The sequence below is a fragment of the Sphingorhabdus sp. genome (assembly GCF_023910635.1).
GTDB lineage: Bacteria > Pseudomonadota > Alphaproteobacteria > Sphingomonadales > Sphingomonadaceae > Sphingorhabdus_B.
This window is the reverse complement of sequence record NZ_JAAVVZ010000015.1, coordinates 48201-64693: the sequence shown is the minus strand read 5'-3', so window position 1 is coordinate 64693 and position 16493 is coordinate 48201. Positions and strand designations below refer to the sequence as shown.

Annotated in this window: 18 protein-coding genes; 11 read left to right on the top strand and 7 right to left on the bottom strand. The window is 55.2% G+C overall.

The annotated features are described in order from the left end of the window. From HEQ34_RS10040 to HEQ34_RS10010, 7 genes are all read left to right on the top strand, one after another. Window positions 1-1595, top strand: a 1595-nt coding sequence (locus tag HEQ34_RS10040) for an alkaline phosphatase D family protein (RefSeq protein WP_366934863.1), incomplete at its 5' end; no start/stop codon positions are given. 89 nt (window positions 1596-1684) lie between these two features. Further along, window positions 1685-2803, top strand: coding sequence for an acyl-CoA dehydrogenase family protein (locus tag HEQ34_RS10035; RefSeq protein WP_296200067.1), 1119 nt, complete (start codon window positions 1685-1687; stop codon window positions 2801-2803). Window positions 2804-3143: 340 nt separating this feature from the next. After that, entirely contained in the window at window positions 3144-3665 is a 522-nt protein-coding gene (locus HEQ34_RS10030) for a hypothetical protein (RefSeq protein WP_296200066.1), read from the top strand. A gap of 108 nt (window positions 3666-3773) precedes the next feature. After that, window positions 3774-4079 (top strand): hypothetical protein, encoded by a 306-nt coding sequence (locus HEQ34_RS10025; RefSeq protein ID WP_296200065.1) that lies wholly within the window; start codon window positions 3774-3776, stop codon window positions 4077-4079. 18 nt (window positions 4080-4097) lie between these two features. Then, window positions 4098-4643 carry a heme NO-binding domain-containing protein gene (locus HEQ34_RS10020; RefSeq protein ID WP_366934862.1) on the top strand — a complete coding sequence of 182 codons (546 nt, stop codon included), beginning with the start codon at window positions 4098-4100 and terminating at the stop codon, window positions 4641-4643. A gap of 3 nt (window positions 4644-4646) precedes the next feature. Then, complete coding sequence (locus HEQ34_RS10015; RefSeq protein ID WP_296200064.1) at window positions 4647-5177, top strand: hypothetical protein; 531 nt, start codon at window positions 4647-4649, stop codon at window positions 5175-5177. Next, window positions 5144-6208: an ATP-binding protein gene (locus HEQ34_RS10010; RefSeq protein ID WP_296200063.1), complete on the top strand. Its 1065-nt coding sequence runs from the start codon at window positions 5144-5146 to the stop codon at window positions 6206-6208. The genes HEQ34_RS10015 and HEQ34_RS10010 overlap by 34 nt, the downstream gene beginning before the upstream one ends. A gap of 42 nt (window positions 6209-6250) precedes the next feature. Here the strand turns inward: HEQ34_RS10010 and HEQ34_RS10005 are convergent, their stop codons facing one another. The 5 genes from HEQ34_RS10005 to HEQ34_RS09985 form a co-directional block, all read right to left on the bottom strand. After that, window positions 6251-7114 (bottom strand): response regulator, encoded by an 864-nt coding sequence (locus HEQ34_RS10005; RefSeq protein WP_296200062.1) that lies wholly within the window; start codon window positions 7112-7114, stop codon window positions 6251-6253. Between the two features lie 492 nt (window positions 7115-7606). Further along, a complete protein-coding gene (locus HEQ34_RS10000; protein ID WP_296200061.1) occupies window positions 7607-9235 on the bottom strand; it encodes a sulfatase-like hydrolase/transferase in 1629 nt (542 codons plus the stop codon). A 25-nt stretch (window positions 9236-9260) separates the two neighbouring features. Further along, a complete protein-coding gene (locus HEQ34_RS09995) occupies window positions 9261-9656 on the bottom strand; it encodes a hypothetical protein (protein WP_296200060.1) in 396 nt (131 codons plus the stop codon). After that, window positions 9653-10285 carry a hypothetical protein gene (locus tag HEQ34_RS09990; RefSeq protein ID WP_296200059.1) on the bottom strand — a complete coding sequence of 211 codons (633 nt, stop codon included), beginning with the start codon at window positions 10283-10285 and terminating at the stop codon, window positions 9653-9655. Before HEQ34_RS09990 ends, HEQ34_RS09995 begins: the two co-directional genes overlap by 4 nt. 4 nt (window positions 10286-10289) lie before the next feature. Then, complete coding sequence (locus tag HEQ34_RS09985; RefSeq protein ID WP_296200058.1) at window positions 10290-10541, bottom strand: hypothetical protein; 252 nt, start codon at window positions 10539-10541, stop codon at window positions 10290-10292. Between the two features lie 139 nt (window positions 10542-10680). Here HEQ34_RS09985 and HEQ34_RS09980 point away from each other — a divergent pair, with 139 nt between their 5' ends. From HEQ34_RS09980 to HEQ34_RS09970, 3 genes are read left to right on the top strand one after another with little or no spacing between them, the layout of a single operon-like run. After that, window positions 10681-11301 carry a TetR/AcrR family transcriptional regulator gene (locus tag HEQ34_RS09980; protein WP_296200057.1) on the top strand — a complete coding sequence of 207 codons (621 nt, stop codon included), beginning with the start codon at window positions 10681-10683 and terminating at the stop codon, window positions 11299-11301. After that, entirely contained in the window at window positions 11301-12215 is a 915-nt protein-coding gene (locus tag HEQ34_RS09975; RefSeq protein ID WP_296200056.1) for a formylglycine-generating enzyme family protein, read from the top strand. Before HEQ34_RS09980 ends, HEQ34_RS09975 begins: the two co-directional genes overlap by 1 nt. 59 nt (window positions 12216-12274) lie before the next feature. Further along, complete coding sequence (locus tag HEQ34_RS09970; protein WP_296200055.1) at window positions 12275-13165, top strand: haloalkane dehalogenase; 891 nt, start codon at window positions 12275-12277, stop codon at window positions 13163-13165. On the opposite strand, the gene HEQ34_RS09965 is transcribed toward HEQ34_RS09970, so the two are convergent. Then, the gene (locus HEQ34_RS09965; protein ID WP_296200054.1) at window positions 13160-14968 is read right to left on the bottom strand and encodes an arylsulfatase; all 1809 of its coding nucleotides are present in this window, start codon (window positions 14966-14968) and stop codon (window positions 13160-13162) included. The two genes, HEQ34_RS09970 and HEQ34_RS09965, sit on opposite strands and share 6 nt — an antisense overlap. Then, window positions 14965-15972: a glutathione S-transferase family protein gene (locus HEQ34_RS09960; RefSeq protein ID WP_296200053.1), complete on the bottom strand. Its 1008-nt coding sequence runs from the start codon at window positions 15970-15972 to the stop codon at window positions 14965-14967. The genes HEQ34_RS09965 and HEQ34_RS09960 overlap by 4 nt, the downstream gene beginning before the upstream one ends. 130 nt (window positions 15973-16102) lie before the next feature. On the opposite strand from HEQ34_RS09960, the gene HEQ34_RS09955 reads away from it, so the two are divergent. Beyond that, window positions 16103-16489 carry a DUF4345 family protein gene (locus HEQ34_RS09955; protein ID WP_296200052.1) on the top strand — a complete coding sequence of 129 codons (387 nt, stop codon included), beginning with the start codon at window positions 16103-16105 and terminating at the stop codon, window positions 16487-16489. Window positions 16490-16493: the final 4 nt, after the last annotated feature.

Sequence of the window (16493 nt, the reverse complement as noted above, 5' to 3'; positions counted from 1 at the left end):
TGGCGACCGCTGGATTTGGTCTTGGCGGGCTGATGCTGCCGGGCGGCGCTGCGATGGCGCAGACGCTTCTTGGACTCACGGGATTTACGCATAATGTTGCAAGCGGTGAGCCGGGACCGGACTCGGTGCTGTTATGGACACGTTATGTGAACCCGACGGGCGGCGCTTCAAAAGTGCGCGTCGAAATTTCCGAAAGCCAGGATTTTATCAAGATTGCGGGCGGCGGCGAGATGGTCACGGGGCCATGGCGCGACCATACGGTCAAAATCACCGTCGATAATCTTGCGCCCGGCAAATGGCATTGGTTCCGCTTCATCGCGCCCGATGGCAGCATTTCGTCGGTTGGTCGCACCAAGACCCTGCCCGTGGGCAAGGCGACGAAATTTAACATCGCGATATTCTCGTGCTCCAATCTGGGCTTCGGTGAATTTAATGCATATGGTCATGCCGCCGCGCGCGACGACATTGATCTCGTGCTGCACATGGGCGATTATATCTATGAATATGGCCGTGGTGGATATGATGGCGGCGCAAAGTTTGCCGCGCGGATATTCCCGGCAGATGAAATCCTGACGCTTGCGGATTACCGCCTGCGCTATGCCAGCTATCGTTCGGACAAGCAGTTGCAGGCGTTGCATGCAAACTTCCCGATGATTGCTAATACCGACGATCATGAAACTGCCAATGACAGTTGGGAAGGCGGCGCGCAAAACCATGGAGTTGACGAAGGCGACTGGAGCGCAAGGCGCAACGCAGCAATGCAGGTATGGCGCGAATGGTTGCCCGTCGGTGAACAGCCGTGGAAGGAATATCCAATCGGCGACCTTGCGACTTATTATCGCACCGACACCCGCGCGGTAGCGCGGTCCAAGCCTTATGCCTATGGTGACCTTCTTCGCTCGGGTGATCCGGCAAAGGCACTTTCCGAATACCGTGATGGTGCATGGCGCGATGCCTCCATGACAATGCTGGGCAGCGAACAAGAGGCGTGGTTGTCGCGCGCGATTGGCCGCAACCGTTCCATATGGGCGGTACTCGGTTCGGGTACCAACATGGGCTATAACTTCACGCCGGAAATCGCGATGGATTGGTTCCCTGCCAATGCGCCAGAACGCACGCGCAATTATGTGCGGCAGGGGATTGCGGCGGGCAAGGCCGGCTTGCCTTATAATCTCGACAATTGGGGCGGATATCCAGCGGCGCGTTCGCGATTGTTGGCGGCGGCCCAGCGCGCGGATGCGAACCTGGTGGTGGTAACGGGCGATAGTCATAATGGCTGGGCATTTGATCTGCCAGAGGGCGGCAAACCTGCGGGTGTTGAATTCGGCGGCCATAGCGTGTCGTCACCCGGTTTCGAAAACGCGGCACAAGGCGTTGATCCGTCAGTCATCGCGCGTGGTTTGCTGGATGGTAACAAGCAAGAACTGCGCTGGGTCGATGCATCCAACCGTGGCTATATGCATTTGTCGCTCACCCCGCAGGCGGCAACCAATGAATGGGTGTTCATGCAGACGGTCAAGGAAGTGTCACTCGCCACCAAGACGGGTCATAAAATGAAAGTGCGGCCGGGCCGGAAGATATTGGAGCAAGCATAAGCGGCTAATTTAATTGACCAGTTAAATCGCCTTGATTTTGTGCCATCCCTCACGCCATAGATGCAGCATAAGCGTGAGGAGAGAATGACATGCAATTGGCTGGGCTGGGATATAGCGAAGAACAGATCGAGCTCTTGGATGTGGCCACGAGTTTTTGCCGCGACAAATCGCCTATCGACCGCGTCCGCAAGCTGATGGACAGCGATTTGGGCTATGACGCCGATGTTTGGGCCGAAATGGCCGCCTTGGGCTGGACCGCCATTGCGATAGCCGAGGCGCATGGGGGCGTTGGCCTGACGCTGGCTGAGGTGGTTCCGGTGGTTGAACAAATGGGCCGCCACCTGATGGCATCGCCTTTGGTGTCATCGACCTTGGCCGCGCAGGCGCTCACTGTCGGCGGCACTGAAGCACAAATGTCCGAATGGCTGCCCCGGCTTGCCGAGGGTGCAATCGGCACGCTGGCTTTGTCCGAAGCGCATGGCGACTGGGACCTTCAGAATATCATAGCGACGGCAAAGCTGGAGGGTGACGCAGTGCATCTGTCTGGTCAAAAGCTTTTTGTCGCATGGGCACAGAGCGCCGATATCGTCATTGCGTCGGTGAACTTGGATGGCAAGCCTGCTCTGGTTTTACTCACCGCGCAGGACGTTGCGGGTCGCCTGCGCCGCGAAGCGATTATAGACGAAACCAAACGCAGCTTTGCAGTGTCGCTCGATGGCTTGGTCGTATCGCGCGCAGCATTGTTTGACGTCGTGCGCACGTCATCGACTTTGTCGCATATCGAGAAGGCCGCAAACTTGCTGCAAAGTGCAGAAATGTGCGGTGGGTCGCAAAGCGTGATCGATTATACCATCAGCTATCTGCAAACGCGCAAGCAGTTTGGAAAATTAATCGGTGAATATCAGGCGCTGAAGCACCCAACGGTCGATGCCTATGTCGAATATGAAAAGGCGCGGTCGCATTTGTACAGCGCTGCCAATAGTTTCAGCGATCAAGGCGTTGGCGAAATCGCCGTGCGGATGGCAAAGGCGGCGGCGGATGCAACATATAGCTTTGCCGCAGACCGGGCGATTCAATTTCACGGTGGTTTTGGCTTTACCCATGATTGTGATGCAGGCCTTCACCGCCGTGCCGCGATATTTCATGCGTCGCAATTTGGTGATGCGGCTTGGCAACGCGCAAAGCTTGCCCCTCTGCTGCTTGGTTGAGTCGCAAAAATCGCGGTTAGTCGATGGAAAAATTGCCAACGAAACATCGATTCTGGACATTAAATTCAGGACATTAAAATTTTACGTTTTTTTACAATTATCTTCTAAGCCGCAGTTTTAGCTAAGTTTTGCAACATAGTTTCATATTGGCGGTATTTGCTGCCGTTCCGGCGGCGATATGCCGTGCATTTATGCGCGCCCGGCGTAACGATTTGAATATGAGATATAAGTATCGGGTCGCACCGACGCTTATCAAATTCAATTTGCACAATCCGGCAACACGGCGCCAATTGTAAACATAGGCACCAATGTTACCTGAAATTTGTGCCGCTGGGGGAATATGTTCAATTCACAAAGTCATGCCAATGTGATCGATCAAATGCACACTTTTGACGTCCCGGTTAAACTTACGCGTGCGCAATTGGAAAAAATGTTGCGCGCGGTAGATGCAGAAGGCGATGACGAGCCGGTGCAACCAGTCGCGCCAGCGACGACCAACTCCCTCACCGCTATCGCTGTTAAAAAGGCGGCGGACCTTATCGAGATTACCAGGCGCCGTTCGCGATTGGCGTCTGTTGCAAATCTTTTCGCTGACCCTGCTTGGTTCATAATGCTCGATTTGTTTGTGCGCCAGCATTCCGGACTGCAGACCAGTGTTTCAAGTGCCTGCCACGCGTCCTTTTCACCTGTGACGACTGCGCTGCGGCATCTCGCTATTTTAACGGAGCGCAACATCATCGAACGGGAATATGATCCAGTCGATCAGCGCCGTGTCTTCGTCAAGCTGACAGAGGAAGCTAAAGCGGAGATTCAGCGCACATTGTTGACGGATGACTACACAGATCTAGCCATCGCATCGTAACCAGAGACCGCCCTGGTCCAAATCCTGATTCATTTTGCGATATTGTCGCGAGAATTTCTTGCGGCATGATGCCGTTATAGGATCTGCCCGGATTAAAAGGTCGGGTTGATGCAGAAAATTTTATTTTTCCATTGCGATGTAAATTTTAATTCACAAATTTTGACATATGGTTACAGCGACTTTATGACCAGAATGAATGGAAAAGATGCCAAGATATTGCATGACATAGTGCAGCCCTTGAACATCATCCGGCTTTCATGTGGGAATATTCGGACACGAATGGGTAGCTATTCAACCGGGGACGCGGAATATTTGTTAGCTAAGTTGATGCGTATAGAGGAGCAGGTCGTCCGTGCCACCGAACTTTTGCAGGATTTAAAGAAGCACGATGATAATGATGGAATACCCGAATAGGCCTAATGGGACATCTGCATGTATGGCATGATTCATCGTGCGATGCGGAATATGGTCCATGAAGAGTTGGGCGAAGACGCTTGGCTGGCCCTTGAACAAAAACTGAAAATAGGTCCAATGGACTTGCTTACGGGCAAGGTCTATGGCGACGCACTGACGTTGGGAATCATCACAGAAGCGGCGGATAGGCTAAACCTTGCGGTGGACCAGTGCCTAATCGAATTCGGTCGATATTGGATTCGATATGTCGACCAAGGATCGCTTGCGTCTGTTATGAACTTCACAGGTCAGGATTTAGCAAGTTTTATAAAGAATCTTGACCGCCTGCATCTTGCTGTGGGGGCTGCCATGCCCGATGCTCGGCTGCCGGCTTTTTCGACGCTCTGCAACGATCCGGGGCATCTTGTGGTGGAATATCGTTCCGAACGTGTTGGGCTGGAGCCATTTGTGCTGGGATTGCTTCAAGGATTAATGGAGCGTTTCCATGCGCGCGGCGACATCGAAGTCTTAAGTAGGGGAGAAAAATTCGTCATATTCGACATACGCTATCAGGATAGAGACTGACCCGTGCGCTTAACCGTTTCCGAAAAGCAGATAGGCGGGCTTCTACCCGCATTTTTGAACGTCGACGCATTTTTGAACATCACTGCCCTGGGACCTGGGATTGCACGGCACTTGCCACATGTCCGTATCGGAATGCCGTGCGATGAAGCCTTCAGTATTTTGAATTTCGAAACTGCGCAGTTTTTCCGTGAGGGCCCTGAGATTCGACCGGTTCAATTGATTTCGCGGGTTGGTGATCTGCCGTTAAGCGGCGCTGCTGTTTTCCATGAAGGCGGATGTTTGCTCGCCGTTCGATTTGCGCTGTCGGAGAAAATATTCGCCGATGGTTCGATGGACCTTAGCGACTTTGGCTTCGCCGATACAGGGATGCTCAGCACCATGTTAATTGCGCTCCAAAGGGCCATGTTGGAAGAATCACAGGCAACCGCCATTGAATCTTGCGACACGAAACGCAACGCAGTGCGGATTGTTAGGAACGCACAAGCCGCGTCGCCGGCTATATGGCGCATGATTTCAACAACCTGCTGTCAATAATCCGGCTAAATTCCGATCGTCTGTTGCGCCAGTTCGGTCGTGACGAAAAAATCGGGAAGCCTGCCAAGATCATTCAGGAAATGGCCTCTCGCGGGTCGGACATAACACAATCGCTGATGAGCCTTTCGCTTCAGCGAACCGATACGCGGCAACCCCTATCCGTAGATGAAGTGATCAAGGATAATATCGGGATATTAGATAGTTTAGTGGGTTCAAACATTACCCTGAAGGTCGATCTAAATGCCGGTAATTGCAAGTGCGTTGCGAGTTATAATGATTTATTGAATGGCCTAATCAATTTGTTGATTAACGCCCGTGAAGCGATGCCTCGCGGCGGTCAAATCGACCTTTCTACGGCGCTCGCCAATGGTCCAATCACACGGGATAGCGACGCTGATGTGGCGGAGCCATGTTCTTATGTTGCCATCCGGATAGCCGATACCGGCATTGGCATGAGTGAAGCCTTACTTTCACGGGTGTTTGAACCGCAATTTTCGTCAAAGCCCGATGGAACTGGCCTCGGCCTACCCTCTGTGCGTAATTTTGCTGTCGAAGTGGGCGGCGATGTCTGGCTAGAGTCTAAGCCAGCGGTAGGAACCAAAGTCTATCTGCATCTACCGATCGCGGAGCACGTTGCTCCAACGACAGAAGCCTATTTTGGGTCGGCGCAAAGGGACGCGCCGAAGATAGCGGATAAGCAAAGGATATTGCTGGTTGAGGATGAGCCTTATGCACTTGAGGCGTTGGTCGAAATGTTGGAGGCTGAGGGCTATACCGTGACACCATGTGGGTCGGGTGAAGAGGCCTTGATGGCCTTAAAGCAAGATGCATATGATGTCTTACTAACCGATATTGTTATGCCGGGGCAGAATGGCACCGAGGTTGCGCGTCATGCCTGCATCGCTCAACCGTCTATCAGGGTCATTTTAATGAGCGGCTATGTGCCGGATTCGGCCTCTTTCCAACCGGAATGGAGATTTTTGCACAAACCGATGGAAAGCGGGCATTTGCTTCAACTCATTTCCGCCTGACGCGAAATGATTTCCTGGTATGCGGGGTGCTATTCATTCGTTTTACGGCTGCAATTTCCAAGCTGTTTCCAAATAACGCTGCATCGCGGCAACGGCGTGGGGCTCAAGCTCTAGCAAAGTGCGGCGCTTGTCCGTTGGGTCAGTCCATCGTCGGACGAGACCGGCATTAACCAGATTATTGACGTGACGCAGCGCCGTGCTGAGCGGAACAAGTGTTGAGGCCGACGCGCTTGACGCAGGCACCGCCTCGCCGCGCAAAGTGGCTTCCGCAATATCCAGCAATATTTCCCACGACGGACCGGTTAGCACCGCCGGGTCAAAAAATTTCGATTTATTATGCTGGAATTTTAACAGCATGCGCGTGAATGCCTGAAGATCTTCTTCCGTTGGCGTACTGTTCAATTTTGCGGGGCGGTCGCGCACGACGGGTGGATCAAGCCGCTTGGTCAGGGCCGTGATCTGGAACCGGTTGGCCATCGCAAAATGATACGCGGACGCCCGGCGTAGCGCTTCGGCCAATTGCTCAATCGACACTGGCTTACTGAGCATATCTGTCGCTTGCGATTGCATTGCCTTGGTCGCGACTTGCAAGCTCGAATGCCCCGTCAGCACCAAGGTCACAATGGGTCTGTTCAGTGAAAAGCGGTTAGAAATCTCAGATAATAATGAAATACCGTCCATTGTGGGCATTTCAACGTCAGTAATGACAACGCCGATGTCTTGCGATTCCGCGATTTGTTTCAATGCGTCGGGTGCGCTGGTGGCGGATATCACGGTGTAACCCAAATTTGCTATCGCATCGCAATATTCATCGAGACACGCCGGATCATCGTCGACCACAAGAATTGTACAACCCTTGGATGCCTTTTTAAGCGCCATCTCACTGTCCGAGCCATTGCCGTGCATCGCATCTCCTCACGCTGAAATTTGATTACAAGATATTATCGACTTGGACTGCCGTTACGTCTTATCCCTTATTTCGTGTTTAGCGTCAACCGCTTGACGATCACCGCCATTCTTCAAATGTGCATGTATACGTATACCAAATATGACCCTCCACAGCGGCGCAACATCACGGGAATGCCTAGGTCCTGACCCTACATCCCCCCGCGCCCCTGAAGGGGAGGCTTTGTGGCACCCACTCCTACTCCCACCGTCGCCCCAGCGCAGGCTGGGGCCTATCACGCCTGTCGGCCTAGCCAGACACACGTCATAGGCACCAGCCTGCGCTGGGATGACGGTGTTTTTAGGACGGCGGGCTGGGCAATATTCTGCGCCCTCCGCGGCTGGCGTCTGGCCCTCCGCGGCTGGCCTCTGGCTGTCTTCGACTCCTGCGTGAACCATATTAAGAATGAAGGTAACCGGCGCGCCCAACCCCTCATTCGCATCACTGCGCGATCAGTTGGCCCAATAGACATATTCCTGATCCTTCTTCCATACCGCATTAAGCGGAACATCAATGCGGATCGCGCCTTCGAGCAAGCCGGGCCAGAGCGGCTTGGGAAGTCCGGCATTTTGGGCTTCGATCAACTTGCGCAGTTCCGCCACGCGCGCAGGGTCTTTAGCGGCCAAATTGACTTGCTCGGTTGGGTCGGTGGCTAGGTTGAACAGCCATGCCTTTTCGGGACGTTTGGAAATCTGCAATTTCCAGTCGCCCGCGCGGACAACGCGGTAATGCCCCGAACGCCAGAAGGTGATTTCGCGTTTTGGCCCCGTGCCAAGCAGGTTGAAGCTGTCCATCTTGCGATCACTGGGCAGGCTTGCGCCAGTTGCCGCTGCAATCGTTGCAAACATATCTAGATGCTGCGCCACATCATTGCGAACGGTCCCCGGCGCGATTCTGCCCGGCCAGCGCATCAGCATCGGCACGTGAATGCCGCCTTCGAAAAAGGTGCCTTTATACCCGCGATAGGGTGTGTTGTGGTCCTTTATGCCCGTGTACCACGCGCCGCCATTGTCGCTGGTAAAGATAACCAGGGTATTGTTGTCGAGGCCTGTGTCCTTCAGTTTTTGCAGCACATCGCCAATCCGCCGGTCAAGCTGGCGCATCATCGCGCCATAGACGCGCTGGGTATGGTCCTTGATCTGCGGCAGGGCGTCATAATCCGATTTCAGCGCCTGCAACGGTGTGTGCGGCGCATTATAAGCGAGATACATGAAGAAGGGCCGGTTCTTGTTTGCGTCAATCGCGGCCAATGCATTGTCGGTGAAATAATCGGTCAAATGGCCTTTGGGACGAAAGCGCTGGCTATCCCCCCAATAGACGGCGTGTGGCAGATTTGCCCATAAAAAGCGGTCGATCGGATCCCATGGTAGCTTTGCATTGACGACCTGAGGGTCATCTTCGGCCATAAACAAATCCCCGCCCGCACGCATGCCAAGGCTTTCGTCAAAACCCTGTGACGTTGGCCGCAATGGCTTTGCTTCACCCAGATGCCACTTGCCGATGTGGATGTTATGATACCCCTTGGCTTTCAGTATCTCGGGCAACATGATTTCCGCATTGGGCACCCCCATGTCGGCATAGGCCGGCAGGTCCTTGTTCAGCTCTTCATGATAGATGGTCGGATAGGGTGAATTTCCACCATTATGCGCCAGATTCGAAGCAAATGCAGCTGGAATAGAGGTAAATTCAAAACCAAACCGTGTCGGATAGCGCCCCGTCATCAAAGCTGCACGCGAAGGCGAACAGGTGGCATTGGCGGCATAGCCATTGGCAAAGCTGACACCCTGTTTGGCAATCGAATCGATATTGGGGGTCGGCACCGCTCCACCGGCTACTCCCCCACCGTACAGCGAAATGTCGTTCATGCCCAAATCATCGGCGACAATCAGGATGACATTAGGCGGACGTTTGCCAGATGGGGCGACGGCAGGACCCTGCGCCCATGCTATGGGGCGGTTTTCGGCAATGGGTTCGCGCCATTCGCCGATAATGCCGGGCAGATAGATTTTATACTGCTGAAAACCCAAATAGCCTGCGCCGATCAACAGCATTAATGCCCCGATCCATATCAGTTTGCGCATCTCCAATGTCTCCCAACTGCCTGCTTCATGTATCGATACTTCGTCCAGCCGCCAGCATGATCATCCAGCCACTGGCCATCACGACCGCTGCAAAAACGATCAACCCATTGGCCAACCCCCAAAGGCCTGCGGCTGCGCCATGGTGATGCACCGCAAACAAAAGCGATCCGCCGAGGAGGAAGGCCGGGGCACGGCGCGCGGCCTCTGCGCCAATATTCATGAACGTGGCACAAGCGATGCTGGCCATGCTGTGCATGAACTGAACTTGGGCGCCAAGCCGAACGATTGATGAAACATCTTCCGTCACATGCACCGAGAACATAAGTGCGATGACAGATGCGAGCGCGTTGACCGTGGCAAGCCGCATCCATAGCCGCCGGTTCCAGAGCGTCTCTGGCCGTGCGTGTAGCGCGGACTTCATGCGCCGTTCGTCAACCATAGGATATGTGTCAGCGCCGCGAGCAGAGCAAGAACCAGCGCGACAGTTACCCGTGGGCTGACATAAAAGGACACCATCCGCTGGGTTGGGAAAGAAAAGGTCGCAAGCGTGCCGAGCAGCTTATCGGGATGGCCTTCGGTAAATAGGGGGTCCATCACCAGCTTTATCATATCGCGCCGACTGCGGTAGCGCATCAGGCCAAAGATCGTCCAGTCGGGATCCGCCTCGGTGTTCCAAGCGTCGATATAGCCGCCGACCTTGCGTCCGACCATGCCGGGATGGCCGCCCGTGCGGAACAGAACCGGCATGAAGCGTCTCGAATAGCGCTTGAGCAGATCAAAGCCTTGAACCATTTGCCCCGTTTTGGGGTCCTCAACCTGCGCCATCTGCGCCTTGACCAGATTGAGCATGACAAACTCGCGGCCGTCATCGGCTTCAAGGAAAGCCCGCATAACATCCGCGCTATTTCCTGTGCCCGCGAAACGACCCGCCACCTGTGCCAGAAACGCATCAATCTCGGCAGGTTTCAGCGGGCCGGACGTATTATCATACCAGAGCCGAAATACGCCATAAGCGAGCAGCGCCGTGCCCCAGATTATCCATATCGTCATGGCTCTAACTGCCTTTCTTTTTGGCGCGTTCGGCATCGCGTCGCGCCTTTGCCGCTGCTTGACAGGCGGGCGACGTTTGTTTGATATTTTTGATGAGGCAGGCGCGGACATTTTCCCGGCTAAAGCTGCCCAATTCTGCGGAGCAATATTTACGGATATCGGGCATGCAAGCTTCGCGCACAGTGTTTTGCGCCGACAGCATTGTAGCAGACAGCAGCAGGGCCGACGCGGCCAAAATGAAAACGGTTTTTGACATTCTTACCTTCTTCCTCGCCCAGCGATTTTTTGTCCGACAGCAACTCGGCGGAATTTTATTGGCATTAATTGTGCCAAAATATATTTGCAATCGCTTTTGTCGCTTGCGCCAACGGCCGTTTGCCGCAAAACATGGCGGCATGACCACCATATCGCACAAAATGACATCACGCGCAGAGGCACCATTGGCCGATGGTCGGCGCGAACGCAGCCGGTCTAGCCGCTCAAAGATAGTCGCAGCGATGCTCGATCTAGTCGGCAAAGGCGATGTCGCGCCCAGCGCTGCGCGTGTTGCGGAGGTGGCGGGCGTCGGGCTCCGCTCGGTTTTCCGACACTTTGACGATATGGATGAGCTTTACCGCGAAATGGGCGAAGTGATTGAGGCGCAGGTGATGCCCATCATCCTCCAGCCGCCAACGGGCGCTACTTGGCGGGAAAAGCTGTTCGACATCGCGAACCGTCGTGCGATGGTTTTCGAAACCATTCTGCCTTATCGGATTTCGGCCAATCTCAAACGTTTCCAGTCGCCTTATCTGATGCAGGACTATCGCCGCATGCTGCGGCTGGAATCTGATACCATTGGGTCATATTTGCCCGCGACGGTAAAGGCCGATGTGACGGGTGCCCATGGGCTTAATGTCATATTGAGTTTCCAGACATGGCGGCTGTTACGGCATGATCAGGAACTGCCTGTGGACGACGCTAAGGCTGTCGTGCGGCGTTTGCTGGGCGATGCTATGGCCGGCATGCCGGAGGATTGATGCAACGCTTTGGGTTTGCTCTTGGTCTGCTTCTCATGCTGTCGGGCTGTAGCGATGCATCCGGGCCGCCCGAAAGGGTGTGCACTGGCCCGTCGGGCAACAATATGGTTTGGGTAGCTGGCGGTCGTTTCGTGATGGGTGACGATCCGCATTATCCGGAGGAGGGCCCGCCAAAGACCGTTATGGTCAAGGGTTTCTGGATCGACACGCATGAAGTCACCAACGCCGAATTTGCGGCCTTTGTAAAAGCGACTGGTTACAAGACCATATCCGAGCGCGACCCACCCAAGCTGCCCGATGCACCGCCAGACATGCTGGTTCCGGGTTCTGCTGTGTTTAACATTCCGTCGGACGCCGACCCGCGTTGGTGGCGCTGGGTGCCGGGGGCGCAATGGCGGCATCCTTCTGGGCAGAATGAGAGCATAATCGGGCGAGACCGCGAACCCGTTGTCCAGATCGCCTATCAGGATGCGGAGGCTTATGCGCAATGGGTGGGGAAAGAATTGCCGAGCGAGGCACAGTGGGAATATGCCGCGCGCGGCGGCGCGGCGGCGTTGCCGGAGCCGGTTGATGCAAAGGGCCAGCCGCAAGCAAATTATTATCAAGGCGTCTTCCCGGTGAAAAACCTGAACACGGACGGCTATGTCGGTCGCGCGCCAGTCGGCTGTTTCAAACCCAACGGATTTGGTCTGTACGACATGATCGGTAATGTGTGGGAATGGACGAGCGCCAGCGGAGCGCGCGCCGACGCCAGCGAGCCGGTTAACATCATAAAAGGTGGCTCCTATCTCTGCGCCGCCAATTATTGCGCGCGCTATCGCCCCGCCGCGCGTCAGTTCCAGGAACGCGGGCTAGGGACCGACCATATCGGGTTTAGGCTGGTGGATACGAAGAAGGTGGGGCCGACTTCTTGACCCGCCATTCATAATATGGCACTTAAAGTGTCAATATAATTTATTTTAGGGGTTAACTTTTGAAAGTCCTACGCACACCCGATAGCGCCTTTGCCGATATCCACGATTTTCCCTTTGCGCCAAATTATGTGGAGATTGCCGATCCCTCCGACGGCACAGCATTGCGCGTGCATTATGTGGATGAAGGGCCGCGCGATGCGCCGGTTGTGCTGATGATGCATGGCGAGCCAAGCTGGAGCTACCTCTATCGCCATATGATCGGTCCAGTCGTCGCGGCAGGCTTTCGCGTTGTCGCGCCTGACCTGATTGGCTTTGGCAAATCGGACAAGCCAACTCAAAAAACAGACTATAGCTATGCACGCCATGTTGGCTGGATGCGTCAGTGGATTGAGGCGCTTGACCTGAATAACATGACGCTTGTCTGTCAGGATTGGGGGTCGCTGATCGGCCTGCGCCTTGTCGCGGAAATGCCCGATCGTTTTGCCGGCGTCGTTTTGTCCAATGGCGGCTTACCCGAAGGCGGCCCGGCACCGCGCGCTTTTGCCATTTGGCGCGCCTTTTCCCAATGGAGCCCGTTCTTTCCAATCGGCAAAATCGTCAACGCTGGGGCGAAGCGCGCGCTGAGCGCTGCCGAGATTGCAGCTTATGACGCGCCGTTCCCAGACAGCCGCTACAAAGCCGGGGCGCGGATATTCCCTAGCTTCGTTCCGTTTGAAAATAATGTCGCGATCCCCGATCAGAAGCGGGCCTGGCAAGTATTTGAGCAATGGGACAAGCCGTTCCTATGCTGCTTCAGCGATGGCGATCCCGTGACGCGCGGCGGCGAGAGCAGGTTCATTGGCCGCGTTCCTGGCACATTGGGTCAGCCGCATTGCACGTTGAAGGGTGGTCACTTCATTCAGGAAAATGATCCGCAAGGCTTTATCGACTGCATCCTAAAAATACTATAGCCGTGAAGGTCTTGCGAACCCCCGCCGCCGTCTGCGCCACCAGATTGCGGCGGCTGTTGCTATCAATAATAGGACACCCGCCGGCCAAAGCGCAAATAGTCGCGGGATCAGCAAAGTGCGCAATGCGTTGGCGAAAATCTGTTTGGGCGCGGTATAACCTTCGGGCATCGGCAACACTTTATTTGCCTTGGCAAAGGCGGCATAATCCTGTTGCATCGCAACAAAACGGTCGGGGGCTGAACCCGACAGATCATTGGCCTCTCCGGGGTCGGTTGCGATGTTGTAAAGCCGCCAGCGGCCATCTCCGTAGGGCGGCAGGTTTTTGACAAGCTTATAATCGCCTTTGAATAACACCGCATTGCCGGACAATTCATACCCCAAGGGCTTGTCTGCCGCATGGACCGAGGATGCAGCCCCGGTGAGCATAGGTGATAGGTCCATCCCGATCATTGGTTCGACGCGGCGGCCGGCAAAACTGCCTTGCTGCGGCGTGACCCCGACAAGCTTTAGCAAGGTCAGCGACATATCGGTGACATGGGCAAAGCCTGTTGCAACGCTGCCGCCCTTGATCGCAGGGTTGCCTGGCCAGGCAAGGATCATCGGAACACGCAAGCCACCTTCGCTCGCCGTAAACTTGTATCCACGCAGCGGCGAGACCGATGCGCTTGCAAAGCCTGCACCTTGTGCGGTCAGCGAGCCCGGGCGTCCCTGTTGGGCGATGCTTTGATCATAGAGTTGATTGGCGTTCCAGCGCGTGAATGCGCCCATGTTCATGGGATCAGTGGCTTCCGCGCCATTGTCAGACAAAAACACAAAGATGGTATTTTCATATGCGCCGATGGCCTTTAGATGCGCGACCAATCGGCCGATTTCGCGATCCATCGCTGTGCCCATGCCCGCATAAGCGGCCATCGCCCCCGCACGTTGCCGGCGCTGCTGTGCCGACAATATCGACCAGTCACCACTGGTGTCCATGCTTACCATCGCAACACCAGCGGGCATTACGCCTTTGGCAATTGCGGCGGCGCGGCGTTGGTTGCGCAATGCAGTCCAGCCAGCATTGTAGCGCCCGGCATAAGCTGCAATATCCGCATCGCGTGCCTGCACCGGAATATGGTTGGCGATGAAATTGACGGATGCCAGAAATGGTTTTCCGCTGGCCTTGCCGCTGTCGATATAGCTGATCATCCTGTCGATAATCAGCGTTGATGAATAGAAGCGCTTCGGCAGCTTTGCAGGCTTCCCATCCTCACTCCAATCGGTCTTGTCGTAAATCAGCAGATTGGGTTTATCTTCAAAATTATCCGCGCCCGATTGCGCGAGTGCAAGCGCACGATCATAGCCGCGCGCTGTCGGCACGGTATCGGGCGTGTGCCCCAGATGCCATTTCCCCGTCAGATAGGTGCGATAGCCACCAACGCGTAGCTGGTCAGCAATGGTTACCACGCGGTTGTTGAGCCGCGCTTCATAGCCGGGTTTGCCCAGATGTTCCGGTGGAATTGTTTCTGGCATATTGCCCAGGCCAGCGCGGTGGTTGATCACGCCCGTTTGCAGCATCGCCCGTGTTGGCGAACAGGATCCAGCCACATGGAAGTTTGAAAAACGTACGCCCTCGGCGGCAAGCGCGTCGATATTGGGTGTCGCAATCTCGCCGCCAAAGGCCCCAACATCGCTAAAGCCCCAATCATCGGCAAGGAGGATGACAATATTGGGGCGCTTTGTTGGCGCCGCCTGCGCACCCAGCGTTGCCGGGCTGAGCAACGCTAATGCTATCAATAAGGTTGCTGGTCGCTTCAGGTTCATCGGTTCAGTAAAGCATCGAGGCAGCCCGTATGCGCCAGAAGCGGATCGACCTTCGCCCGCGCTGCATTGTCCAGAGCGGCATAGCGCGCGCGCAAATCGGCTAGGCACTTTACCTGATATTTGAACACACCTTGCGTGTAGGGCAGGCCCATGGCGGTGATGCTGAATGTTTCGTCGCCTGCTGCAATCGCTGCGGCGTTGGCGCAGAGGAAGGGCATATAAATTTCGCCCACCTGTTGCAGCCAGGCGGTGATGATCGGCGCAAAGGGTGCGTCGGCCCCAGCGGTCTCAGTCTCCCATTCCCCGTTGATTCCCGACATGTCGTCAATATGGAGCAGCCATCGAAAACTATAGGGATAGTCTTTGCGCATCATCGCCTGTGCTGTTGGATCAACGCCAAGCTGTGACAATTGCCCGTACATCCCGAATTCCGCCATGCTGGGCCGTGTGCCGAATAGGCAGTGATTGTCCACGACATGTGCCTCCAGCGCACCCAGAATCGCACGGGTTGAGGCCTCAATCAGCGGGAAGTTTTCAGCCGCGCAGCCGACAATTGCCATGCGGCCGACCTGGCGTGCGCGGAACTGTTCGGCAAAGCCTTGGCTCGCCGCCAGCCCGCCGCCCTTCATCGCGTCAAACGCCAGCCAGCGGCTCATCTGGATCTGGTCCACCTCCTTCAGCCAGCGATAGCCGAACATCGCCTTTGTCACCCATTCATCGGCAAAATCCTCAATCAAATGCGCGATAAAGGCGGTTGCGGGATCGGGCGGGATCACCGAGCGTTCGGCGTGCCGCGCCTCCAGATCATAGATGAGCGGCGTCGAATCATTGTGAAATGTCCCATCGGGATGTTCCATCACCGGGATGACAGGGGCCTTGACCTTGCTCAATGCATCGCGCGTGTCTGCGCCGTGCACCCATATATGCGGAATGCGCCGATAACGCATAAGCGCGCGCATCTTCATCGAATAAGGTGAGCCCAGTGCTCCGTTAATTGCGTACATTGGAGGGGTGGTCCTTACATTAAATTGTCTTGTCATCATGTTTGACGCAATCTAATGACATTATCAATGCCATATTATCAGGCGAAGGACGGCATCGTGCATCCTTCGCCCACTTTGGGGGACAGAGCAGATGAAAAGAACCATGCAATATATCATTGGCCTCGTCGGCCTTTTGAATATCGTTATCGGTTTGAGTTTCCTGTTCAACCCGACGAAAATGGCAACCGAATTCGCGCTTTCTCCGATGGGGACGCAGGGGATGGCGACGATGCGCGCCGACTTCCCCGCCTTCTTTTTGACAGGGGCTATCTTTTCGCTGATCGGGGCATGGCGCGCAGACCGGACCCCCCTGATGGTGCCACTGACGCTTCTCACATGTGCGCTTCTCGGGCGTTTCGTCAGCATCGCATTGGATGGGACTGTACCGACGACAGTCCCGCCGATGATAGCTGAAGCCGTTATGATTGCGCTGCTTGCTCTGGCGTATCGCACTTTTGGAAAGCCGACGCAGCCATAGTCTG